Here is a 23,600-nt window from a genome sequence, read left to right as displayed (position 1 = left end):
TCACCGCAGCCGGATCGCCCCGCCGGACTCGATGATCGTGCGCGGAGCCTCGCAGGACAGGTCCGCGTCGCAGAGCACGAGCGCACGGCGCCCCGACTCCGACTGGCGCAGGGCGTCCTGCTGGGCGGCCGCCTCGCGCCGTGACGAGTCGAGCAGGTAGGCCCAGCCGCCGCCGGGCAGCGGCGCGCTCTGCAGCACGACGTCGTACTGCGTGATGGCGATGAAGGTCGGCGCCTCCGGAGGGTCGTCCAGCGCGTCGGTCGGGCCACCCGACGAGACCTTCCCGTCGGCGGAGACCTGCACCACCCGGCCGGACTCCAGGCGCGCGACGACCGCGTCGCCGGACGGTGCGAACTCCGCGATCCCCGGCAGCGTGACGACCACGTCGGCGAGGTGGAGCTCGCTCGCGGAGTACCAGACGACCGGCAGCGCGTTGACCTCCTCGCGCACCTCGGCCGGAGGCGGACGCGACGCCCACCACTGCCAGCCGGCCGCGAGCACCGCGAGGGCCGCGACGGCGACCGCTCCCCGGCGCACACCACGTCGCCGGCGCACCGTCCGCAGTGCCCGGGCCCGGTCCAGCCAGTCCTCCGGCCCGTCGCCGGGATCGGGACTGCGTCCGCCGTGGGGCACGGGCTCGCCCGATCGCTGCGGGAGCCCGGCGCGCTCGCGCACGTCGGCCCAGACCGTCACGTCGACCTGCTCGTCGCGCACCCGTCGTGACCACCCGCGCCGGCTGGCGAGCAGGACCTCCGCCACGGCCAGCCGGGCCTCCCCGGGCGCGACGCCCTCGGCCTCGAGCCCGGCGACCAGGTCGTCCCAGCGCGCAGCGAGGTAGCGATCGAAGTCCGTGTCACCCGCCATGCCCACCTCGCCCGCCTCGCCCACGTCGCCCGCTCCTGGTGCGTCTTCGGAGCGGGCCGGGGTCCCGGATGGACTGCTAGGCGCTCAGCGACATCGGTCCGTAGACCTGCCGCTCGTGCTCGAAGAGGGTCACCGCGGCGACCCCGTGCTCGGCCAGGTCGGCCCAGATCTCGCCGACCCACGACTCGGCGTCGCCCTGGTTGCTGAACCGGTCGGAGAAGTCGGCGAGCTCGATGGCCTCACCGGAGGCGTCCTCCAGGCGCCACCACCACGGGCGCTCGGAGGCCGACGGCGGGCGGAAGGTCGGGGGCTGTCCGGGAAGCACGTCAGGACTCCTTCACCGAGGGGTCGACGAAGGGCGGCTTGACCAGCTGGAAGATCTCGCGACGTCCGCGCACGTCGACGCCGACCTCGGCGTCCTCGTTGACCATCACCGGGATCAGCGCGAGCCCGATCCCCTTCCTCAGCGTGGGCGAGAAGGTGCCGGAGGTGATGTCGGCGAGGGGGATGTCCTGGGTGAGCGTGATGCCCATGCCGGGGCGCGGGATGCCGCGCCCGACCGCGACCAGCCCGCGGAGGCGTCGCTTCGGGCCCTCCTCCTTCACCCTCGTCACCGCGTCGCGGCCGAAGAAGGCGTCCTTCTTCCAGCCGACCGCCCACGAGAGACCGGCCTCGACCGGGTTGGTGTCGAGGCTGATGTCCTGGCCGTGCAGCGGGTAGCCCATCTCGGTGCGGAGCGTGTCGCGGGCACCGAGCCCGCACGCGGTGATGCCCCACTCCTCGCCGGCGGCCATGAGGGCGTCCCAGACCTCGCCGGCCGCACTGTTGGCGACGACGAGCTCGTAGCCCCGCTCGCCGGTGTAGCCGGTGCGGCAGACGACGACACCGAGGTCGCTGTCGCCCCAGGGCGCCTCGACGAAGGACATGTAGCCGTGTCCCGTCGGCAGGCCGACCTTGTCGAGCACCTCGTCGGAGCGGGTGCCCTGCACGGCGAGGACGGCGTAGTCGTCGTGGTGGTCGACCACCTTCACGCCCGCGGGCGTGACGGCCTGGAGGCGTCGTACGACCTCCGCGGTGTTGGCCGCGTTGGGGACGAGCAGCACGTGCTCGTCGTCGTGCCAGTAGGCGATCAGGTCGTCGACGATGCCGCCGGTGTCGTCGAGGCAGAGGGTGTACTGCGCCTTGCCGGGCTCGATCTTGGCGAGGTCGTTGGACAGCGTCGCATTCACGAACTCGGCGGCCCCCGGGCCCGACACCATCGCCTTGCCGAGGTGGCTCACGTCGAAGATCCCGACGGACTCGCGCACGGCCGTGTGCTCCTTGACGACGCCGGTCGGGTACTCCAGCGGCATCGACCAACCGCCGAACTCGGAGAACTTCGCGCCGAGGGCCTCGTGACGGCCGTGGAGGGGCGACTGCTTGAGCGATCCGTCCATGCCGCGAAACCTACCTTCCCGGGCTCTCGCCTAACATCGCCCGGGTGACGACGTACTCCCTCCGCAGCGCCAGCCCCGCCAAGACCCGAGCCGATGCTGTCGTGGTGGGAGTGGTGTCCGGCCCGAAGGGGCCCCGGCTCTGCGAGGCCGCGGAGGACGTGAGCGCCGCCTACGGCCGCAGGCTGCGACCGTTCCTCTCCACCATGGGGATCACGGGCAAGGCGGGCGAGGCGGTCAAGGCGCCGACGCGCGACGAGGTCAACGCCCCGCTGCTGGTCTTCGTCGGCCTGGGCGACGACCCGACCGACACGATCGCCGTACGACGCGCCGCCGGCGTCGCCGCCCGCAGCGTGGCCAACGCGGCGTCGGTCGCCCTCGCCCTGCCGAGCGACACCCCCGAGCTGGTCGCCGCGGTCGTCGAGGGCCACCGGCTCGGCGGCTACACCTTCACGGCCTACAAGTCGAAGAAGGCCGAGACCACCGAGCCGAACGACGTCGTGGTGCTGAGCCCGATCGCGCGCCGGGCCGAGGCCGTCGCCGCGCTGGAGCGGGCCGAGGTGCTCGCGGAGGCGGTCGCCCGCACCCGCGACTGGGTGAACACGCCGCCGAAGGACTGCACTCCCCCGCTGCTCGCCGAGCTCGTGACGGCAGCGCACAAGGAGGTCACCAAGGGCCGCGGTGCCCCGAAGGTGGCGATCGAGGTCTTCGACCACGAGCAGCTCGAGGAGATGGGCTGCGGCGGCATCCTCAGCGTCGGCAACTCCTCGGCCGCCCCGTCGCGGCTGGTGAAGCTCACCTGGGCGCCCCGGGACGCGGTCACCCACCTCGCGCTCGTCGGCAAGGGCGTCACCTTCGACTCCGGCGGCCTCACCATCAAGCCGTCGTCGAGCATGCTCCACATGAAGGGCGACATGGCCGGCGCGGCCACGGTCGTCAACGTCACCCTCGCCATCGCCCGGCTCGGCCTGCCGATCAAGGTCACCGCCTTCGCCCCGATGGCGGAGAACATGGTGTCCGCCACCTCGACCCGCCCCGGTGACGTGATCACCATGCACAGCGGCACGACCGTCGAGATCGCCAACACCGACGCCGAGGGTCGGATGCTGCTCGGCGACGCGATGTCGCTCGCGGTCGCGGAGGGGCCCGACGTCCTCGTCGACATCGCCACGCTCACCGGGCACATGCAGCTCGCCCTCGGCGACAAGGTGGGTGCCGTGATGGGCACCGACGACCAGGTCCCCGCGGTCCTCGCCGCGGGCGCGGCGGCGGGTGAGCAGCACTGGCGGATGCCGATCCCCGAGGAGATGAAGGAGCGGATCACCAGCTCCCGCGTCGCCGACCTGCTCCAGCACGACTGGGTGCGCTGGGGCGGCGGGCTCTACGCCTCGGCGTTCCTGCGCGAGTTCTCCGGCGGCCTGCCGTGGGCGCACCTCGACATCGCCGGCAAGGAGATGAACACCGGCGCTCCCTACGGCCACGTCCCCTCGGGCGCGACCGGCTTCGGAGTCACGACGCTCGTCGAGCTCGCGCGCTCGCTCTCCTCGGCCGGCTGAGGGTCAGATCCCTCCGGCCTTCTTGCGCCGGTTGTAGTCGCGCATCCGCTGCGGCACGCCGACCACCGCGGCGTCGTAGGACGGCACGCGGTGGTGGTTGGCGAACTCGTGGGCCCACTTCACGCTGGGCACCCGGCGCCGCGTCCACTCGCCGTCGTGGGCGACCAGGAGCAGCGTCACGTCGCTGACCGCGGTGCGCGGCTCGACGAACCCCTCGACCCCCTGCTTGGTGCGCACGAACGTCTCCAGGTGGCGTACGTCCTCACCGTCCGCGGAGCGCACGCGCGTCGAACCGGTGCGCTCCGCGTTGCGTGCCGGACGGCTGGTGCGCCCACTGCGCCGGAATCGATCGAACAAGCCCATGACGCCCATTCTGCCGGGACCTGCCTCACGACGCCCGCACTCCACGAATCTGGTGTGGCCCGACCCGGTGTGGACAGGCTCGTGAAGAGTGCAAAGATGGATCCGCCTGAAGAGACGATCGAGTTGCGACATGGTGGAGGGAATCTGTGGCGGACGGTGAGTACGACGTACTCGTCCTCGGGGCTGGATCGGGCGGCTACGCCTGCGCCCTGCGAGCGGCCCAGCTCGGACTGAAGGTCGGACTGGTCGAGAAGGGCAACCTCGGCGGCACCTGCCTCCACGTCGGGTGCATCCCGACCAAGGCCCTCCTGCACGCCGCGGAGGTCGCCGACTCAGCGCGCGAGGCCTCGCAGTTCGGGGTCAGCGCCACGCTCGACGGCATCGACATGGCCGGCGTGAACGCCTACAAGGACAAGGTCGTCGACCGGCTGTTCAAGGGCCTCACCGGGCTCATCAAGTCGCGCGGCATCGACGTCATCCAGGGGTCGGGCACGCTGACCGGTCCACGTGAGGTGACCGTCGACGGCACCGCCTACACCGGCAAGGCCGTCGTCCTGGCCTCCGGCTCCTACAGCAGGAGCCTGCCCGGCCTCGAGGTCGACGGCGAGCGCGTCCTCACCTCCGAGCACGCCCTGCGCCTCGACCGCGTGCCGGCGTCGGCCATCGTGCTCGGCGGTGGCGTCATCGGCTGCGAGTTCGCCAGCGTGTGGAAGTCGTTCGGCTCCGACGTCACGATCATCGAGGCGCTGCCGCGCCTGGTCGCCGTCGAGGACGAGGCGTCGTCGAAGGCCCTCGAGCGCGCCTTCCGCAAGCGGAAGATCTCCTTCCTCACCGGCACCCCCTTCCAGAGCGTCAAGCACACCGACACCGGGGTCGCCGTCACGGTCGAGGGGGGTGACGTCATCGAGGCCGAGGTGCTCCTCGTCGCCGTCGGCCGCGGCCCGTCCACCGACGGCCTGGGCTACGCCGAGCAGGGCATCGCGATGGACCGCGGCTTCGTGCTCGCCGACGAGCGCTGCCGCACCAACGTCGAGGGCGTCTACGCGGTCGGCGACATCGTCCCCGGCCTGCAGCTGGCCCACCGCGGCTTCCAGCAGGGCATCTTCGTGGCCGAGGAGATCGCCGGCCTCGACCCGCGCCCGGTCGACGAGGCCGGCATCCCGCGGGTGACGTACTCCCACCCCGAGATCGCCTCCGTCGGCCTCGACGAGGCGAAGGCGCGCGAGCTGCACGGCGACGCCGTCACCACGGTGACCTACAACCTCGGCGGCAACGGCAAGAGCCAGATCCTCCAGACCCAGGGCTTCGTCAAGCTCGTCGGCCTGGTCGACGGCCCGGTCCTCGGCGTCCACATGGTGGGCGATCGGGTGGGTGAGCTCATCGGCGAGGCCCAGCTGATCTACAACTGGGAGGCACACGCCGACGACGTCGCGCCGCTCGTGCACGCTCACCCCACCCAGAACGAAGCGCTCGGCGAGGCCCACCTGGCCCTGGCCGGCAAGCCGCTGCACGCCCACTCCTGATCCACACCGCCCTGAACCACCAGAACCACACACACCCCACCGCGAGCGAAGGAACCACATTGGCCTCCGAAGTCACCCTCCCCGCACTCGGCGAGTCCGTCACCGAGGGCACCGTCACCCGCTGGCTCAAGCAGGTCGGTGACACGGTCGCCGTCGACGAGCCGCTGCTGGAGGTCTCCACCGACAAGGTCGACACCGAGATCCCGTCCCCCGTCGCCGGCACCCTGCTGGAGATCAAGGCCAACGAGGACGACACCGTCGAGGTCGGCGCGGTCCTGGCCGTCGTCGGCGACGAGGGCGAGTCGACCGGCGACGCGTCCGGCTCCGCCGAGCCCGAGGCGCAGCCCGCCGACGAGCAGGAGTCGGAGAAGAAGGCCGAGCAGGAGGAGCAGATCGCCGAGGAGACGGGCGAGCTCCCGGCCGGCGACGAGACCCCCGAGTCCGAGAAGGACGACGCACCGGCCCAGTCGGAGCCCGCTGCCGAGCAGGCCTCGTCCGGTTCGTCCGGTGGCGGCGGCGGTGGCGGCGCCGGTACGCCGGTCACGCTGCCCGCGCTCGGCGAGTCCGTCACCGAGGGCACCGTCACCCGCTGGCTCAAGCAGGTCGGCGACGAGGTCGCCGTCGACGAGCCGCTGCTCGAGGTCTCGACCGACAAGGTCGACACCGAGATCCCCTCGCCCGTCGCCGGCACCCTGCTGGAGATCAAGGCCGAGGAGGACGAGACCGTCGAGGTCGGCGCCGAGCTCGCGATCATCGGCTCCGGTGACGCCGGCGGCGAGCCGCAGTCGGCCGAGGCCCAGCCCAAGGACGACGCCAACGCGGAGAAGAAGGCCGAGCAGGAGGAGCAGATCGTCGAGGAGACGGGTGAGCTCCCCGCCGGCGACGAGACCCCCGAGTCCGAGAAGCAGCCCGAGCCCGCGGCCCAGCCGGCGGCCCAGGAGGCCCCGCAGCAGGAGGCTCCGAAGCAGGAGGCCCCGAAGCAGGAGGCCCCGGCGGCTCCCGCAGCACCCAGCGAGGGCGGTCGCGACCAGACGACGTACGTCACTCCGCTGGTGCGCAAGATGGCCGACCAGAACAACGTCGACCTCTCGCAGGTCCAGGGCACCGGCGTCGGTGGCCGCATCCGCAAGCAGGACGTCCTCGACGCCGCCGCTGCCGCGCAGAAGGCCGCCGCCCCGGCTGCTGCCCCTGCCGCCGCCCCGGCTGCACCCGCCGCCGCGGCTCCGGCCGCCGCTCCGGCTGCCGCGTCCCCGTCCCCGTCGCCGCTGCGCGGCACGGTCGAGCCGCTCTCGCGCCTGCGCAAGGTCATCGCCTCGCGCATGACCGAGTCGCTCCACGAGGCCGCGCAGCTGACGCAGGTCATGGAGGTCGACGTCACCTCGATCGCCCGCCTCCGCGAGGCGGCCAAGGCCGACTTCCTGGCGCGCGAGGGCGTGAAGCTGACCTACCTGCCGTTCTTCGCGAAGGCTGCGATCGACGCGCTGAAGGTCCACCCGAAGCTCAACGCCACGATCGACGCCGAGAAGGGCGAGGTGACCTACTTCGACCGCGAGAACATCGCGTTCGCCGTGGACACCGAGAAGGGCCTGCTGACGCCCGTCGTCAAGGAGGCCGGTGACCTCTCGATCGCCGGGCTCGCCAAGAAGATCGCCGACATCGCCGAGCGCACCCGCACCAACAAGGTGACGCCCGACGAGCTCTCCGGCGGCACCTTCACGATCACCAACCTCGGCAGCTTCGGGGCGCTCTTCGACACCCCGATCATCAACAAGCCGCAGGTCGCGATCCTCGGCCCCGGTGCCGTGGTGAAGCGTCCCGTCGTGATCGACGACGCCAACCTCGGCGAGACGATCGCCGTGCGCCACATGGTCTACCTGTCGCTGACCTACGACCACCGCCTGGTCGACGGCGCCGACGCCGGTCGCTTCCTCCAGGAGGTCAAGAAGCGCCTCGAGGCCGGTCAGTTCGAGGTCTGAGCCCGGTCGCCCCGCGAGCGAAGCGAGCAGGGGCGGCGCACCATCCGTCATACGACCCCGCACCCATCGGTGCGGGGTCGTATGACGTTCGGCTCACCCCCGGAAAATCGGGGGGCGATCGTCGGTGCCACGGCCTAACCTGAGGGCACCGTGACGATCACCGAGACCTCCCGCTCCACGGACGCCACCACCCCGGTGTCGGAGCCCACCACAGACCGCCAGCCCGTTGACTGGCGGCGAGTGCGCCGTCCCCTCTCCGTCGTCTGCCTCTCGCTGGCCTTCGTGGGGGCGGTCGCCTCCTCGCTGGGCAGCGTCGTCGCCGGCCGGCTGGCCGACTCCCCCACCTCGATGCTCGTCGGGGTCCTCGCGCTGTGCGTGGTCGGCGGGGCGTTCGTCGACACCGCCGCGCGCACGATCTGGGGCGTCGTGGTCGACCGGGCCGAGGGTCGGCTGCGCGCCGACCTCATCGACGCCGCGATGGCCCAGCCGCTGTCCGAGCTGTCGGAGCAGGCGGTCGGCGAGGTGCTCGACCGGATCGACGACGACACCTGGGAGGTCGGCCAGCTCATGCGCTGGGGGGTGTGGATGGCCATCCGCACCGTCCTGTCCGCCGGGCCGCTCTGGATCGTCGCCGCGATCACCTGGTGGCCGGCGGCCTTCCTCTTCCCACTGTGCGGCGTGGCGGTCTGGTTCGCGATCCGTCGCCTGCTCCCGCTCATCGCCGAGCGCAAGGTGCTCGAGGAGGCCGCGTGGACCGACCACGCCGCCTCGACCGAGGAGGGCATCGCCGCGCGCGACGACGTCCGCACCTCGCTGGGCCAGCCCCACGTGCTCCGGCGCAACGCCGAGCTCGCCGCCGAGATCCACCGCAGGCTGCGCGGCGTGCTGGCCGTCGAGGTCAGCGTGACGAGGCGCAGCGGCGGCCTGCTGCACGGCGTCCTGGCCGCCACGGGCCTCCTCGGCGTCGCCCTCGTGCTGCACGGCGACCTGTCGACGGCCCGGCTGGTGACGCTGTTCCTGGTGACGACGATGTTCGTCGGCCAGGTCGACATGCTCGCCCGGCACCTCCCCGACCTGCAGGAGGGCATGGGCGCGGTGCTCCGCCTGCGCGGGATGATGTCGGTCCCCGCCGAGCCGGTCGGCGGGCTCTCGCTCCCCCACGGCCCGCTCGACGTCGAGCTCCGTGGCCTGGCCTTCTCCTACGGCACCGGCAGCTTCGCCCTGCGCGACATCGACCTGAGCGTCCCCGCCGGGCACACCTGCGCACTCGTGGGCCGCACCGGGTCGGGCAAGTCGACGCTCGCATCGTTCCTCTCCCGTGCGGTCGAGCCGCCGCCCGGCACCGTCTTCCTCGGCGGCACCGACGTCCTCGAGCTCGACCTCCAGCAGCTCCGGTCGGCCGTGGGCGTCGTCACCCAGCGCACCGAGATCCTCGCCGGCACGCTGGTCGACAACATCACCCTCTTCGGCGAGGCACCCCGCGAGTCGGTCGTCGCGGCCGTCGAGGAGCTCGGCCTCACCGAGTGGGTCGCCGGTCTCCCCGAAGGCCTCGACACGCTGCTCGGCCCCGGCGGCACCAGCCTGTCCGCCGGCGAGGAGCAGCTCGTCGCCTTCGCCCGGCTGCTGGTCCGCGACGTCAGCGTCGTGGTGCTCGACGAGGCCACCGCCCGGATGGACCCGGTCACCGAGGCGCGCGTCGTGCGCGCCGCCGACCGCCTGATCTCCGGCCGCACCGGCATCCTCGTCGCCCACCGCCTGTCCACCACCGAGCGCGCGGAGCAGGTCGCCGTGCTCGAGGCCGGCCGCGTGGTGCAGCAGGGTCCACGCGACCGGCTGGCGGTCACCAACGGGCCGTTCCGCGACCTCCTCGACGCCGCCGCCCACGAGGTGGTCATCGAGGAGCACCACCACGACGACTCCTCCATCGGCTCCGTGCGCCGCAGCACCACGCCGCCCGAACCGCCCCACGTCGACCCGCCGCTCGGCCTGATGCGCCAGGTCTGGCACGTCATCCGCCTCAAGCCCGAGTGGGGCCTCCTCGGCGCGCTGCTCTTCCTCGTGGCCTCGATCACGGGCGCCTACGGTGCGATCACCGGCTTCGTCTGGGGCCACGTCGTCACCACGCTCCAGGACGGCGACAACCCCGGTCTCCTGCTGCTCGCGCTCGTCGCCTCGCTGATGATCGGCCCGCTGCTGCTGTCGCAGGCGTTCTGGACCTATCCGCACTGGTGGGTCGAGGTCCGCATGCGGGTGCGCGCCGCCGTCCTCGCCGGCCAGACCGACCAGCGCCGCCTCGTCCGTACGCCGCCGGGCGAGGTCGTCGCCCGCGCCATGGACGCCGACCGCATCGCGCGCTACACCGACCGCTGGGTCGACTTCGTCAACGGCCTGCTCGTCGCCGTCCTGACCGCCCTCATCGCCGGCACCTGGCTCGCCGGGGCGATCCTGCTCGCGGTCATGGTCGCCTCCGCCCTCGCCTCCTCGCTCGGACGCCCGGTCGCCGGCCGGTCGGCGGCCGCAGCCTCCGCGGCCCGCGCCGGGTTCGGCCAGGCGCTCGTGTCGACGCTCGAGTCGATCCGCACGGTCAAGCTCGCCGCGGCCACCCCGCACCTCCACCGCCACCTGCGCGAGGTCGACGGCGGACGTGTCGACGCCGCGGTCCGCGAGCACCGCGTCCAGTCGCTCCTCGACGGTGTCCCCGTCGTCATGGTGCAGTGCGGCGTGGTCGCCGCCTGGGCGGGCCTGCTGTCCGGTCACTGGGAGCTCGCGACCGCCCTGCTGGTCGCCAACGCGGTCAGCGGGTTCGACTGGTTCGGCCGGGTCGCCGGTGCGGTCGTCACCGAGGCTCCCGGGACACGCGCCTGGATGCATGCCACCAGCGCCCTCGCCGGAGGCGGCGACCTGATGGTGCTGCCCGGCGGCATGGACCTGTCCGCCGGCACCGCCGCCGCACCCGCCGCGGCCGTGCGCGAGCCGCTGCGCACCCTGACCCTGCGCGACCTCTCGGCCGTCCACGACGACGGCACCCTCGGCGTCCAGGACGTCGACCTCGAGGTCCGCGCCGGTGAGCTCGTGCTGCTGCTCGGCCAGGTCGGCTCCGGCAAGTCCAGCCTGCTCGGCGCGCTCGCCGGCCTCGTGAGCAGCACCGGCGAGATCGTCTGGAACGGCCAGGTCGTCGACGACCCGCAGACCACGCTCCGCCCGGCACGGGTGGCCCACGTCGCCCAGGTGCCGCGCGTCCTGTCGGGCACCTTCAACGGCAACGTCGGTCTCGACCACGCCGGGCGCACGGTCATGCCCGCCATCGAGGCGGCCCGGATGGGCCGCGACGTGTCGGAGGCCGGAGGCCCGGAGTCGCTCGTCGGCCACCGCGGGGTCCGCCTCTCTGGAGGCCAGGTGCAGCGGCTCGCCCTCGCACGTGCGCTCGCCACCGAGGCCGACGTGCTGCTCGCCGACGACGTCTCGTCCGCGCTCGACGCCGCCACGGAGATCGAGCTGTGGCGCGCGCTGCGCGAGCGGGGCGCGACGGTCATCGGCGCGACCAGCAAGGTCGCCGCCCTCGCGCAGGCCGACCGCGTCCTGGTGCTCGACTCCGGTCGCGTGGTCGACGACGGCCCGTGGACCGAGCTCTCCGCTCGCTGGGCGCACCTGGCGGGCTGACCCGACGCATCGGCGCAGGCGCTTTGGCGCGCATGGTTGGGTGGAGGCATGCGCGTCGTCATCGCCGGAGCGTCCGGGTTCCTCGGCACCCACCTCTCCGACCACCTGCGGGTCCAGGGGCACGAGGTGACCGCACTGGTCCGGCGGACGCCGACCACCGAGCACGAGTCGCAGTGGGACCCGGCCGCCAGGGAGGTCGACGCCGCTGTCATCGGCCGCGCCGACGCGGTGGTCAACCTCGCGGGCAAGAGCATCGCGAGCAACCCGCACTCGAAGGCGTACGCCCGCGAGGTGATGGACTCGCGCGTCTCCACCACCCGGCTCCTCGCCGAGACGATCGCGGCCGCCGAGCGACCGCCGGCGTTCCTGGCTGGCAACGGCATCAGCGTGTACGGCGACCACGGGGACGCGGTCGTGACCGAGGAGACCGACAGCGCCGGGGACGCCCTGCTCACCCGCGTCGCGCGGGAGTGGCAGGCCGCGACCGAGCCGGCGAAGGCCGCGGGGTCGCGGGTCTGCGTGCTCCGCACCTCTCCCGTCATGGACCGCACCTCGCCGCCGCTCAAGCAGCTCGCCCTGCTCTTCAAGCTCGGCGGTGGCGCGAAGCTCGGCTCTGGCGAGCAGTACATGCCGATGATCTCGCTGCGCGACTGGGTCGGCGCGGTGACCTTCCTCATCGGCTCGCGCGACGTCTCGGGCGCCTTCAACCTGTGCTGCCCACGCACGCCGACCAACGCCGAGTTCACCCACGAGCTCGCCTCGGCGGTGCACCGCAAGGCGTTCCTCGCCGTCCCGGCGCCGCTGATGAAGGCTGCCGCCGGCGACATGGCGCCCGAGCTGCTCGGCTCGGTCAACGCCCGCCCGGCCGCGCTCGAGCGGGCCGGCTACGACTTCGAGGACGAGGACGTCCGCGAAGTCCTCTCCGCCGCCCTGTCCTGACCGGGGTCGGCCCGTCGGACCTCCGACACGAGCCACTCCTCCCCCACCCGCACCAGCTCGACCGTCCGGGTCGAGGCCCGGTCGACCGGCAGGGCGACCGGTGCCGCGCCGCCGACCGCTTGACCGCCGACCACCCGGTCGGTGACCGCGAGCACCAGCCGGTGCGGCGTACGCTCCGCGACCTCGAGCGCGAGCACCTGGGTCTCGAGCCCCTGGACCGTCAGGCCGCGCCGCGTCCAGGCGCGCAGGTGGCGCACGTCGGCCGCGCCGGCGCGCGAGTCGTCGGTGTAGAGAGCGCGGAGGACCCCGGCGTCGCCCGCCGCCCACGCGGACGAGCGACGCCGGTCCCACCCGGCGAGGATCTCCGCCACCGCTCCACTCCCGCTCGCGGCCGGGCGTGGGGTGCCGTCGCCGCCCCGGGCGCGGTCCGGTCCCCCGATCCGGACCACCAGGGTGGCGACCACGCACGCGCAGGCCACGGCCGTCAGGACGGGGAGCAGTCGGCGGGGATCCACGCGTCCAGCCTCGCCGATCCCACGCCGCGGCGTCGGCGCTCATCCACAGGGCCGCGCCGATCGGGCGGCGTGCGCGGGCGTAGGCTCGCGGCATGTCGTTGGACCAGCAGACCGACACGGGCCTGACCTACGAGATCGCCGGTCTCGGCGACGACGCGGTCGACTACCTCGCCGCGTGGGACCTCCAGCGCGGCGTCCACGTGGACGTCGTCGCCGGCACGCGTCCCGGCACCGTCCTGCTGCTCGAGCACCCGGCCGTCTTCACCGCCGGCAAGCGCACCGACGACCACGAGCGCCCGCTCGACCCCGGCGCTCCCGTGATCGACGTCGACCGCGGCGGCAAGATCACCTTCCACGGCCCCGGCCAGCTCGTCGGCTACCCGATCGTCGCGCTCCCCGAGCACGTCAAGGTCGTCGACTACGTCCGTCGCGTCGAGGAGGCGCTGATCGCGGTGTGCACCGACTTCGGCGTCACCACCGCCCGCATCCCGGGTCGCAGCGGCGTGTGGCTGCGCGCCGACGACCGCGGCCCGGAGCGCAAGATCGCCGCCATCGGGATCCGGATGGCGCGCGGCGTGACGATGCACGGCTTCTCGCTCAACTGCGACGTCGACCTCGGCTGGTACGACCGGTTCGTCGCCTGCGGCATCGACGACGCGGGGGTCACCTCGCTCAGCTCGGAGCTGGGTCGCGACGTCACCGTGCACGACGTGCTGCCGAGCGTGCGCCGCCACCTGTCGACGTACCTCGCGTGGCAGCCCTACGTCGCGACGCCCGACTACGACGCACGGCCCGAGCCCGCGCACGGACCGCGGATCCAGCTGGTCACGCCCGGAGGCGGAACGGCCCGCGCGACGGGGTGAGGCGACGCCCGCGTCGCTCTGGTTGGGTCGCTGGATGAGCCGGCACACAGTCCAGACGACCATCAACGGCGATCCTCACTCGGTCGAGGTCGACACGCGTCGCTCGCTGCTCGACCTGCTGCGCGACGACCTCGGCCTCACCGGCACCCAGAAGGGCTGTGACCAGGGGGCCTGCGGCGCGTGCACGGTGCACGTCGACGGGCGGCGTGTGCTCTCCTGCCTCACCCTGGCCGCGCAGGTCGAGGGCCGCGAGGTGACCACGATCGAGGGCGTCGGCTCGACCGACGAGCTCCACCCCGTGCAGCAGGCCTTCCTCGACTGCGACGCGTTCCAGTGCGGTGCGTGCACGGCCGGACAGGTCATGTCGGCCGTCGCCCTCCTCGACGACGACGGGTGGTCCACTCGCGACGACGTGCGCGAGCTGATGAGCGGCAACCTGTGCCGGTGCGGGGCCTATCCACGCATCGTGGACGCCGTCATGTCGGTCCGCTCGGCGCAGGGGGCGTGACGTGCACCCCTTCACCTACACCCGCGTCGACGACGTGGAGGCGGCCAGCGCGGCGGTCACGACCGATGCCGTCTCCCGCGCCGTCCAGCAGCCCGACGACACCGTCTTCATCGCCGGCGGCACCACGCAGCTCGACCTGATGCGCGACGGGGTGTGGTCACCCGGCACGGTCGTCGACATCAGTCGACTGCCTCTGGCCGAGGTCACCGTCGAGGACGGCACCCTGGTGGTCGGCGCCGCCGTCACGATGGCCGACCTCGCCCGGCACAGGACGGTGGTCGACCTTCCCGTCCTGCGCGACTCGCTGCTGCTCGCGGCCTCGCCCCAGCTGCGCGCGATGGCGACCATCGGCGGCAACGTCCTGCAGCGCACCCGGTGCCGCTACTTCCGCGATCCCGAGGTGACCCAGTGCAACAAGCGTCGCCCCGGCAGCGGATGCGCGGCGATCGAGGGGACGGCACGCACCCACGCGGTGCTCGGCGTCGACGCCGGCTGCATCGCCGTCCACGCCTCCGACCTGGCCGTGGCCCTCGTCGCGCTCGACGCCCGGGTGCGCCTCCACGGTGCCGACGGCGAGCGGACGATCCCGGTCGCCGAGCTGCACGTGCGGGCCGACGACGATCCCGGCCGCGACAACGTGCTGGCGCCCGGTGAGCTCGTCACACACCTGGAGGTCCCCCTGCCCGACGCCCGCTCCGGCTACCTCAAGGTGCGCGACCGCGCGTCCTACGAGTTCGCCCTGACCTCCGCCGCGGTGGTCGCCCGCCTCGAGGAGGGCGTGCTGGCCCACGTGGCCATCGGCCTCGGCGGCGTCGGGTCGGTGCCGTGGCGCGCGCACCGCGCCGAGGAGGTCCTGCGCGGGCGTCCGGCCTCGCTCGCGCTCTTCGAGGAGGCCGCGGCCGCCGAGCTGGCCGACGCCTTCACCGTTCCCGGCACCGCCTTCAAGCCCGAGCTGGCCCGACGCACCCTCGTGCGCCAGCTCCGCGACGTCACGGAGGTGACCGCATGAGCACCGCGACCGACACCACCGCAGTCCCGAGCACGGGCACACCCGTCGTCGGCGCGGGTGTCAGGCGCGTCGACGGCCCGTTGAAGGTCACCGGCGCGGTGCCCTACGCCGACGACCTCGCGCCCCGCGACGCCCTGGTCGGGGTGCTGGTGGGCGCGACGATCGCGGCGGGCGAGATCTCGCTGGTCGACACCAGCGACGCGCTCGCGGCTCCCGGAGTGGTGGCCGTCATCTCGCACCACGACGCGCCCCGGGTCGTACGCCCCGACGAGGCTTCCGCGGACGATCGGGCACCGCGTCCGCCGTTCCAGGACGCCACCGTCCGCTTCCACGGCGACCACGTCGCGCTGGTGGTCGCGCAGACCCGCGAGGAGGCCGTGCACGCCGCCAGCCTGCTGCACGTGACCTACGACGTCACCGAGCCGGTCGTGGACCTCAACGACCCGCGGGCCACGCGCGAGACCGACGACCCGGCGGGCGCGGACAGCGTCCGCGGCGACCTCGAGCGAGGTCTGGCCGAGGCCGACGTGGTGGTCGAGGCCGACTACGTCACCGGCGACAACACCAACAACCCGATCGGCCTGTTCTCGGCGTGCGCACAGTGGGACGGCGACGCCCTGCACATGTGGGCCACCACCCAGTGGCCCTTCAACACCGCCGACTGCCTGGCCGAGGCGTGGGGCATGGCGCGCGAGGACGTCCGGGTCGAGTGTCCCTACCTCGGCGGCGGCTTCGGATCGGGTCTGCGTCCATGGCCCTACATCCACGCCGCGGCGATGGCCGCGAAGGTCGTGGGGCAGCCGGTGCGGGTGGTGCTCAGCCGGCCGCAGATGTTCACCGCCGTCGGGCACCGGCCGGAGACGGTGCAGCACGTGCGTCTCGGCGCTCGCCGCGACGGCACCCTGACGGCGGTCGAGCACACCGCGACGATCCCCGTCGCGGTCGACGACGACAACCCGGAGAACGTCGTCTCCGGCACCCGTCAGGGCTACGCCGTGGAGCACCTGCGCGCCGACGTCGACCAGGTGCGACTGCACATCTCGCCCCCCGGATCGATGCGAGCCCCCGGTGAGGCCCAGGGCAACTTCGCCCTCGAGACCGCACTCGACGAGCTGGCCGTGGAGCTGGGCATCGACCCGGTCGAGCTGCGCCTGCGCAACGACACGGCCACCAACCCCGACCAGGACGACCTGCCGTGGTCGAGCAAGGCGCTGGACCAGTGCCTGCGCAGGGGCGCGGAGATCATCGGGTGGGACGACCGCGACCCGGCGCCCCGCTCGATGCGCGATGGCGACCAGCTCGTGGGCTACGGCGTGGCGGCCGTGTCGTTCTTCTACTTCCAGCAGCCCTGCACCGTCCGCGTCGTCGTCCACCGTGACGGCACCGCGGCCGTGCACTCCTCCGCCATGGACATCGGCACGGGCACCTACACGGTGGTCACCCAGGTGGCCGCCGACCGGCTCGGGCTCGAGCTCGACGACGTCGAGGTGGTGCTGGGCGACAGCTCGCTGCCCGCATCTCCCCCGGCCGGCGGATCGGGTCTGGCGACGGCGATCTCCAACGCGGTCGCACTGGCCGTGGCCGAGGTGCTGGACGACCTCGACCTGTCCGGCACGCCCGGTCGCGAGGCGCTGGCGCGCGCGGTGGGCGACCGTGACGAGGTCGCGGCCGAGGCCACGGCCGCGCCGCCGGACCCTGCCGAGATGGGCATGTCGCCCTCGGGCGCGTTCGGCGCGAAGTTCGCCAAGGTGCGCGTGGACGCCGACCTGGGACTGGTCCGCGTCGAGCGGCTGGTGTCGGTCATCGACTGCGGCCAGGTGCTCAACGAGCGCACCGCCCGCAGCCAGGTCGTCGGCGGAGCGGTTGGCGGCATCGGCCACGCGTTGCTCGAGCACACCGTCACCGACCTGCACGCCGGCCCGCAGACGGGGCGCATCACCAACGCGCACATGGCCGACTACCTGATCGCCGTGAACGCCGACGTGCCCGACCTCGAGGTCGAGTTCGTGGGTGGTCCGGACCGGCTCAACCCCGTAGGGGTCAAGGGGGTCGGTGAGGTCGGGCTCTGCGGTGTCGCGGCCGCGATCGGCAACGCGGTCTTCCACGCGACGGGGCGACGCATCCGCCGACTGCCGATCACGCCGGACCTCCTGCTCTGAGCTGTCGGCGTGAGCGACCGTCCCGGCTCCCGACCGTGAATTGGGGCGGTCGACACGCCGTCGTAGAGTTGCGGGTGTGACGACGGCTCCAGCACCCGAAGGACGCAAGCTTCTCCGCCTCGAGATCCGCAACGCGGAGACTCCCATCGAGAAGAAGCCGGAGTGGATCAAGACCCGCGCGCGGATGGGCCCGGAATACACGGCCCTCCAGGAGCTGGTGAAGGGCGAGGGCCTCCACACGGTCTGCCAGGAAGCCGGCTGCCCCAACATCTACGAGTGCTGGGAGGACCGCGAGGCGACGTTCCTCATCGGCGGCGACCAGTGCACCCGGCGCTGCGACTTCTGCCAGATCGACACCGGCAAGCCGCAGCCGCTCGACCGTGACGAGCCGCGCCGCGTGGCCGAGTCGGTGCAGAAGATGCAGCTGAAGTACGCCACCATCACCGGCGTCGCGCGCGACGACCTGCCCGACGGTGGTGCGTGGCTCTACGCCGAGACGGTCCGCGCGATCCACGAGCTCAACCCGGGCACCGGCGTGGAGAACCTGATCCCCGACTTCAACGGCAAGCCCGACCTCCTCACCGAGGTCTTCGAGAGCAGTCCCGAGGTGCTGGCCCACAACGTCGAGACCGTGCCGCGGATCTTCAAGCGGATCCGCCCGGCCTTCCGCTACGACCGCTCGCTCGACGTGATCACCCAGGCCCGCGACTTCGGCCTGGTCACCAAGTCCAACCTGATCCTCGGCATGGGCGAGACCCGCGGGGAGATCAGCCAGGCGTTGCGCGACCTCCACGACGCCGGCTGCGAGCTGATCACCATCACCCAGTACCTCCGCCCCTCCCCGCGCCACCACCCCGTCGAGCGCTGGGTCAAGCCCGAGGAGTTCGTCGAGCTCAAGGCCGAGGCCGACGAGATCGGCTTCGCCGGCGCGCTGTCGGGCCCGCTCGTCCGCTCGTCCTACCGCGCCGGACGGCTGTACGGTCAGGCCATGGACGCGCGTGCCGCCGCCACCCCGGCGACCGCCTGATCACACCCTTCACCGTCTAGCTGGACAGGTTTCACCATGTCGACCCCCGCACCCTCCGCGCCGAGCTCCCGTCGTGCGCAGATCATGCAGACCTACACGATGGCCAAGCGCACGGACCCGCGCCTGGGCCTGATCATCGCGGGTGTCTTCGTGCTCGGCGCGGCTGTCGGCTTCGGCCTGCTGTCGCTGCTCCCCGGCACGGGTGTCATCAGCATCATCATCACGATCGTCGGTGCGCTGATGATCGGCCTGCTGTGCGCGCTGCTCGTCTTCGGCCGCCGCGCGCAGAAGGCGGCGTACACGCAGATGGAGGGCCAGCCGGCAGCCGCGGCGGGCGCGCTCCAGATGCTGCGCCGGGGCTGGAAGGTCGAGCCGGTCGTGGGCTTCACCAAGCAGCAGGACGTCGTGCACCGCGTGGTCGGACCGCCCGGCATCGTCCTGGTCGGCGAGGGCTCGAGCCCGACCCGCGTGCGGTCGCTGCTCGCCACCGAGCGCAAGAAGCACGAGCGCGTCGCCTACGAGGTGCCGATCCACGAGGTCGTCGCCGGTCGCGGCGACGGCGAGGTCCCGCTGCCCAAGCTGGTGCGCCACGTCCAGAAGCTCGGCCGCTCGGTCAAGCCGGCCGAGATGACCGACATCCTGCAGCGCCTCAAGGCGCTCGACGCCCAGCGCGGCAAGGTGCCGCTGCCCAAGGGCCCGGTCCCCACCTCGATGAAGGGCATGCGCTCGCAGCAGCGCGGCCGCTGATCCGGCCCTGAGCTGACGGTCCCGGGCTAGAGCGCCACGGTCCGCGTCCCCGCGGCGAGGTCGTGGAGCCCGCGCTCGTCGAACGTCAGCAGCGGCGGTACGACGAGCGCGACCAGGACGCTGCGCACCACCGCCGCCAGCAGCGAGACCGGCCTCGACGGGTCCTTCTGGCGCACCACCCGGAGACGCGTGGCGAGCTTGCCGAACGAGCCGCCCACCGTCGCGGTGAACAGCGCCGACTCCACGACGAAGAGCGCCAGCGTGCCGAGGCCATTCGGGTTGGCGGCGATGACTCCGGTCGCGACGAGCCCCTCCACGACGGCCAGGCACGCGACCCAGTCGATGCACAGGGCCAGGATCCGGCGTCCCCACGTGGCCGACCGGAGGTCGCTTGTTACAGCACTCGTCACCCCGCCAGCCTAGGTGCGGGGCCGACACGCTCCATCCATCGGGCGCTTGTAACACGCCCGAAACAAACGGGATACGGTCTAGAAACTGCTCCCCCCTAGCGTGGCGGCACGGTGCAACGACGCTCCGTTCCCGAACGCTGCAACTCGACGCGCGCCCGTCGCCGTCAAGGAGGAACCGAATGTTCAACAACTCCGATGAGCTCTTGAAGTTCATCAAGGACGAGGGCGTCGAGATGGTCGACGTTCGCTTCTGCGACCTGCCCGGCGTGATGCAGCACTTCACGGTGCCGGTGTCGTCGTTCGACCAGAGCGTCTTCGACGACGGCCTCGGGTTCGACGGCTCCTCGATCCGCGGCTTCCAGGCCATCAACGAGTCCGACATGTCGCTCTTCCCCGACCCGACGACGGCCTACGTCGACCCCTTCCGCAAGTCGAAGACGCTCAACGTCAACTTCTTCATCCACGACCCGATCACGGGTGAGGCCTACAGCCGCGACCCGCGCAACATCGCACGCAAGGCGCTGGCGTACCTCGACTCGACCGGCATCGCGGACACCGCGTACTTCGCCCCCGAGGCCGAGTTCTACATCTTCGACAACGTCCGCTACAGCACGGGCGTCAACGAGGGCTACTACCACATCGACTCCGTCGAGGGCTGGTGGAACTCCGGCAAGGAGGGCGAGGAGAACAAGGGCTACAAGACCCGTCTCAAGGGTGGCTACTTCCCCGTCGAGCCCTACGACCACTACAGCGACCTGCGCGCCGACATGGTGAAGAACCTCGAGGCGTGCGGCCTGCTCGTCGAGCGCGCCCACCACGAGGTCGGCACCGCCGGCCAGGCGGAGATCAACTACCGCTTCGACACGCTGCTCAAGGCCGCGGACGACGTGATGAAGTTCAAGTACCTCATCAAGAACACCGCGTGGGAGCAGGGCAAGTCGGTCACCTTCATGCCGAAGCCCATCTTCGGTGACAACGGCTCGGGCATGCACGTCCACCAGTCGCTGTGGAAGGACGGCGAGCCGCTGTTCTTCGACGAGACCGGATACGCCGGCCTGTCCGACACCGCGCGCTGGTACATCGGCGGCATCCTGAAGCACGCCCCGTCGCTGCTGGCCTTCACCAACCCCACGGTGAACTCCTACCACCGCCTGGTCCCGGGCTTCGAGGCCCCGATCTCGCTGGTCTACTCCTCGCGCAACCGCTCCGCGTCGGTCCGCATCCCGATCACGGGCGCGAACCCGAAGGCCAAGCGCGTCGAGACCCGCTTCCCCGACCCGTCGGCGAACCCCTACCTCGCCTTCGCCGCGCTCATGCTGGCCGGCCTCGACGGTGTCCAGAACAAGACCGAGCCCGCCGACCCGATCGACAAGGACATCTACGAGCTGCCGCCGGACGAGATGGCCGACATCGCCCAGGTGCCGACGTCGCTCGATGCCGTCCTCGACGCCCTCGAGGACGACCACGACTACCTCACCCGCGGTGGTGTGTTCACGGACGACCTGATCGAGACCTGGGTCGACTTCAAGCGGACCCAGGAGATCGCTCCGGTCCAGCTGCGGCCGCACCCGCACGAGTTCGAGCTCTACTACGACATCTGAGAAGACGCCTTTGTAGGCGTCTGACCTGCGGGTTCTCCAGCCCCCGGTCCCCGTTTCCCCGCGTTCTCCCCGGGGTGACGGCGGCCGGGGGCTGCGCCGTCTCCGGCGCTCATCCCCCGCCCTCGGCGGGACCCGGGCGATCCTGGGTGGCCTGCCGTGACCGCCCCGCCCGGTCGCCGTCACAGCGGCCCACCTCGGCCCCTCCGGACCGTGCGCCACGAGGCCGCACATCCGGCAACGTGCGTCGATTGCACAGCCCCTCTCGGCGCGGACGTTCCGCGCCATGACCAGTTCACGGGCCCGGCCCGAGCGCCCGGCACACACCCAGTCCCTGCAGTCCCAGTCCGAGTCCCAGTCCGAGTTGACCTCCGAGTCCACCCCCGCCAGCGAGCCGACCTACGTCGGCGGCGTCACCGTCAGCGGCCCCAACACCAAGGGCTACTACCGGCTCAAGTGGACAGAGCCGGACGGCACCCCCGGCGACACCACCGGCGGCCGCGACTACGACTACGCGGTGGCGAAGGCCCACGAGATCAACGACCGCCTCGCCCAGGCGGCCGGCCCGAAGGCCACCCACACCCTCCAGCACGTCGTCGACGCCTTCCTCGCCGACGGCCACAGCCCGTACAAGAAGAAGCTGCCCTACAAGCAGACGCACCTCGACGGCCTCCGCACCGACCTCACCCGCGCACTCCACGGGCAGGAGTACACCCGCGCCATGGACGTCGACCGCAAGGTGTGCGACACCATGCGCCAGCAGGCCGGCACCCACAACGGGGTCACCGCCACGACGAGCGCCGTGCGCGCGATGCTCCGCTGGGGCTACCAGCACCAGTACTTCACCGCCGAGCAGGCCGAGCTCCTCCCCCGCGGCGGCGCCGTCCCCGAGCCGATCCGACCGAGCACCCGCACCCGCGTAGACGGCGACGACGACGCTCCCACCCCCGGGCGAGCCCGCACCAACGGCTCGGACGAGGAGTACATCGACGACGAGGACTGCCCCAACGCCGAGCAGATCGAGAACCTCCGCGACCAGCTCCAGATGCGCTTCCCGCTCTGGGGGCCCTCGCCTGCGAGCTCGCCGCCAACAGCGGTCCCCGCTGGGGCGAGCAGTTCCAGCTCAAGGTCAGCGACGTGCACCTCGACGGATGCCAGCGCTACCCCCGCCCCCACATCCACGTCGACTGGCAGATCGCCCCCACGGGCAAGGCCGGCAAGAACCGCAAGGGCAACCGACGTGACCGCCCCAAGGGCAACAAGACCCGGGTCGTCCCCGTCGCCAAGCGCTCCATCACCGGATACCCGCTCCGCGACGCACTCCGCGAGCGCGTCGCGGCCGCCCGCGCCGAGAAGGCCGCCGGCACCAACCCCGAGGGCCTCCTGTTCCCCGCCGAGCGCGGCGGGCTGCTGTGGCACACCTCGTTCTACGGCGACCACCTGCTGCCCGCCATGATCGACGCCGGCCTGCCGGTCGAGACTTGGGACATCACCGAGCACGTCTGGGATGAGGAGCGCGGCGCCTACGTCCTCCGTACCCGCACCGAGCGCCACGCCGTTTTCACGTGGCACAGTCTCCGCCACAGGTTCGCCCGCGTGTGCGTGGACATCCACAACATGACTGAGGGCAAGCTCATGGCCATCGGCGGCTGGGAGAACATCAACACCGTCCAGACCCGCTACTACCGCAGCGGCGACGACAACATGAACGGTGGCCTCGCCGCCTTCGACTGACTCGCCGGACGAGCTACCTCCGGACCGAAGTCCCCGTCCAGGCCCTGCCTGGACGGGGACTTCGCATGTCCTCAGAGGCAGGCGTCGCGACGCCGATCGGGTGTGAGGCGGCACACAGGCGCTGACCACGTGCGCTGATTGCCGAGGATCCGCTTGAGCGGGACCAGTAGCAACATGACCACGAAACTGAAGCTCACGGGCACCCCCACGCGACGCCCGAACCTGCACCTCTCCGACCCCATCTGGACCGTCAAGCACGTCGCTAAGGCCTTCAACATCACCGAGGACCGCGCCCGCCGGCACACCTACCGCCCTGGCTTCCCGCGCCCCAAGCAGGGCTTCGACACGAACCTGTACTGCCGTGACGAGGTGCTCGCGTGGTTCCGCGATCTCGACGGGATTCCCGCCACGGCGGCCATGGAGCGTCGCGCTCGCGAGGTTGCCACGGCAGCACAGGCACCCACGCGGACGCCATCGGCCAGAAGGGCGTCGCCCGGTCCCGCGTCCACCACGTCCACCGCGTCCACCGCGTCCACCGCGTCCACCGCGTCCACCGCGTCCACTGCGTCCACGACGGCCCGACGGACGACCTCCGGCCCGACGTACCGGCCACGCAGGGGACGCTGAGGCCGCGCGCGGCGCATCACGGGCCACCGCACGGCACACACCGCAACCGCACGGACACGCTGGACGAGCGACTTCCGGTTCTTCAGCCC

The 23,600-nt window shown here is 72.2% G+C and carries 20 protein-coding genes; 14 read left to right on the top strand and 6 right to left on the bottom strand.

The window, feature by feature from the left end:
* From BLV76_RS16615 to gcvT, 3 genes are read right to left on the bottom strand one after another with little or no spacing between them, the layout of a single operon-like run.
* Window positions 1-888, bottom strand: coding sequence for a hypothetical protein (locus tag BLV76_RS16615; protein WP_090970403.1), 888 nt, complete (start codon window positions 886-888; stop codon window positions 1-3).
* A gap of 52 nt (window positions 889-940) precedes the next feature.
* Window positions 941-1,189, bottom strand: a complete 249-nt coding sequence (locus BLV76_RS16610; protein ID WP_090970401.1) for a hypothetical protein — start codon at window positions 1,187-1,189, stop codon at window positions 941-943.
* A 1-nt stretch (window position 1,190) separates the two neighbouring features.
* The gene (gene gcvT / locus BLV76_RS16605) at window positions 1,191-2,300 is read right to left on the bottom strand and encodes a glycine cleavage system aminomethyltransferase GcvT (protein ID WP_090970399.1); all 1,110 of its coding nucleotides are present in this window, start codon (window positions 2,298-2,300) and stop codon (window positions 1,191-1,193) included.
* Between the two features lie 44 nt (window positions 2,301-2,344).
* Between gcvT and BLV76_RS16600 the strand changes: the two genes are divergently transcribed.
* Complete coding sequence (locus tag BLV76_RS16600; protein WP_090970397.1) at window positions 2,345-3,853, top strand: leucyl aminopeptidase; 1,509 nt, start codon at window positions 2,345-2,347, stop codon at window positions 3,851-3,853.
* 3 nt (window positions 3,854-3,856) lie between these two features.
* Here the strand turns inward: BLV76_RS16600 and BLV76_RS16595 are convergent, their stop codons facing one another.
* Window positions 3,857-4,216, bottom strand: coding sequence for a hypothetical protein (locus tag BLV76_RS16595; RefSeq protein ID WP_245734711.1), 360 nt, complete (start codon window positions 4,214-4,216; stop codon window positions 3,857-3,859).
* A 146-nt stretch (window positions 4,217-4,362) separates the two neighbouring features.
* On the opposite strand from BLV76_RS16595, the gene lpdA reads away from it, so the two are divergent.
* The 4 genes from lpdA (at window position 4,363) to BLV76_RS16575 (ending at window position 12,314) form a co-directional block, all read left to right on the top strand.
* Window positions 4,363-5,739, top strand: coding sequence for a dihydrolipoyl dehydrogenase (gene lpdA, locus BLV76_RS16590; protein WP_090970393.1), 1,377 nt, complete (start codon window positions 4,363-4,365; stop codon window positions 5,737-5,739).
* A 59-nt stretch (window positions 5,740-5,798) separates the two neighbouring features.
* Entirely contained in the window at window positions 5,799-7,715 is a 1,917-nt protein-coding gene (sucB, locus tag BLV76_RS16585; RefSeq protein WP_090970391.1) for a 2-oxoglutarate dehydrogenase, E2 component, dihydrolipoamide succinyltransferase, read from the top strand.
* Between the two features lie 150 nt (window positions 7,716-7,865).
* A complete protein-coding gene (locus tag BLV76_RS16580; RefSeq protein WP_090970389.1) occupies window positions 7,866-11,375 on the top strand; it encodes an ATP-binding cassette domain-containing protein in 3,510 nt (1,169 codons plus the stop codon).
* Between the two features lie 48 nt (window positions 11,376-11,423).
* Window positions 11,424-12,314 carry a TIGR01777 family oxidoreductase gene (locus BLV76_RS16575; protein WP_090970387.1) on the top strand — a complete coding sequence of 297 codons (891 nt, stop codon included), beginning with the start codon at window positions 11,424-11,426 and terminating at the stop codon, window positions 12,312-12,314.
* Here BLV76_RS16575 and BLV76_RS16570 read toward each other — a convergent pair.
* Window positions 12,260-12,829, bottom strand: a complete 570-nt coding sequence (locus tag BLV76_RS16570) for a hypothetical protein (RefSeq protein ID WP_090970385.1) — start codon at window positions 12,827-12,829, stop codon at window positions 12,260-12,262. The two genes, BLV76_RS16575 and BLV76_RS16570, sit on opposite strands and share 55 nt — an antisense overlap.
* 92 nt (window positions 12,830-12,921) lie before the next feature.
* Here BLV76_RS16570 and lipB point away from each other — a divergent pair, with 92 nt between their 5' ends.
* The 6 genes from lipB to BLV76_RS16540 all read left to right on the top strand — a co-directional run bounded on the left by lipB (window position 12,922) and on the right by BLV76_RS16540 (window position 19,142).
* Window positions 12,922-13,692 (top strand): lipoyl(octanoyl) transferase LipB, encoded by a 771-nt coding sequence (gene lipB / locus BLV76_RS16565; protein ID WP_090970383.1) that lies wholly within the window; start codon window positions 12,922-12,924, stop codon window positions 13,690-13,692.
* A 34-nt stretch (window positions 13,693-13,726) separates the two neighbouring features.
* Window positions 13,727-14,200, top strand: a complete 474-nt coding sequence (locus BLV76_RS16560; RefSeq protein WP_090970381.1) for a (2Fe-2S)-binding protein — start codon at window positions 13,727-13,729, stop codon at window positions 14,198-14,200.
* Window position 14,201: 1 nt separating this feature from the next.
* On the top strand, window positions 14,202-15,209 hold the full coding sequence (locus BLV76_RS16555; protein WP_090970379.1) for an FAD binding domain-containing protein: 1,008 nt from the start codon (window positions 14,202-14,204) through the stop codon (window positions 15,207-15,209).
* Window positions 15,206-17,368, top strand: a complete 2,163-nt coding sequence (locus BLV76_RS16550; RefSeq protein WP_090970376.1) for a xanthine dehydrogenase family protein molybdopterin-binding subunit — start codon at window positions 15,206-15,208, stop codon at window positions 17,366-17,368. Before BLV76_RS16555 ends, BLV76_RS16550 begins: the two co-directional genes overlap by 4 nt.
* Before the next feature lie 76 nt (window positions 17,369-17,444).
* Window positions 17,445-18,395 carry a lipoyl synthase gene (gene lipA / locus BLV76_RS16545; RefSeq protein WP_090970374.1) on the top strand — a complete coding sequence of 317 codons (951 nt, stop codon included), beginning with the start codon at window positions 17,445-17,447 and terminating at the stop codon, window positions 18,393-18,395.
* A 36-nt stretch (window positions 18,396-18,431) separates the two neighbouring features.
* Window positions 18,432-19,142, top strand: coding sequence for a DUF4191 domain-containing protein (locus tag BLV76_RS16540; RefSeq protein WP_090970372.1), 711 nt, complete (start codon window positions 18,432-18,434; stop codon window positions 19,140-19,142).
* Window positions 19,143-19,168: 26 nt separating this feature from the next.
* On the opposite strand, the gene BLV76_RS16535 is transcribed toward BLV76_RS16540, so the two are convergent.
* Window positions 19,169-19,552, bottom strand: coding sequence for an RDD family protein (locus BLV76_RS16535; protein WP_090970370.1), 384 nt, complete (start codon window positions 19,550-19,552; stop codon window positions 19,169-19,171).
* Window positions 19,553-19,731: 179 nt separating this feature from the next.
* Here BLV76_RS16535 and glnA point away from each other — a divergent pair, with 179 nt between their 5' ends.
* The 3 genes from glnA to BLV76_RS16520 all read left to right on the top strand — a co-directional run bounded on the left by glnA (window position 19,732) and on the right by BLV76_RS16520 (window position 23,511).
* Window positions 19,732-21,153: a type I glutamate--ammonia ligase gene (gene glnA / locus BLV76_RS16530; RefSeq protein ID WP_090970368.1), complete on the top strand. Its 1,422-nt coding sequence runs from the start codon at window positions 19,732-19,734 to the stop codon at window positions 21,151-21,153.
* 1,134 nt (window positions 21,154-22,287) lie between these two features.
* Window positions 22,288-22,884, top strand: a complete 597-nt coding sequence (locus BLV76_RS22645; protein ID WP_175539710.1) for a hypothetical protein — start codon at window positions 22,288-22,290, stop codon at window positions 22,882-22,884.
* A 174-nt stretch (window positions 22,885-23,058) separates the two neighbouring features.
* The gene (locus tag BLV76_RS16520) at window positions 23,059-23,511 is read left to right on the top strand and encodes a hypothetical protein (protein ID WP_090970364.1); all 453 of its coding nucleotides are present in this window, start codon (window positions 23,059-23,061) and stop codon (window positions 23,509-23,511) included.
* Window positions 23,512-23,600: the final 89 nt, after the last annotated feature.

It is taken from the genome of Nocardioides exalbidus, from assembly GCF_900105585.1.
Classification (GTDB): Bacteria; Actinomycetota; Actinomycetes; order Propionibacteriales; family Nocardioidaceae; genus Nocardioides; species Nocardioides exalbidus.
The sequence above is the reverse complement of the archived record's forward strand: the minus strand, read 5'-3'. Positions and strand labels throughout refer to the sequence as shown.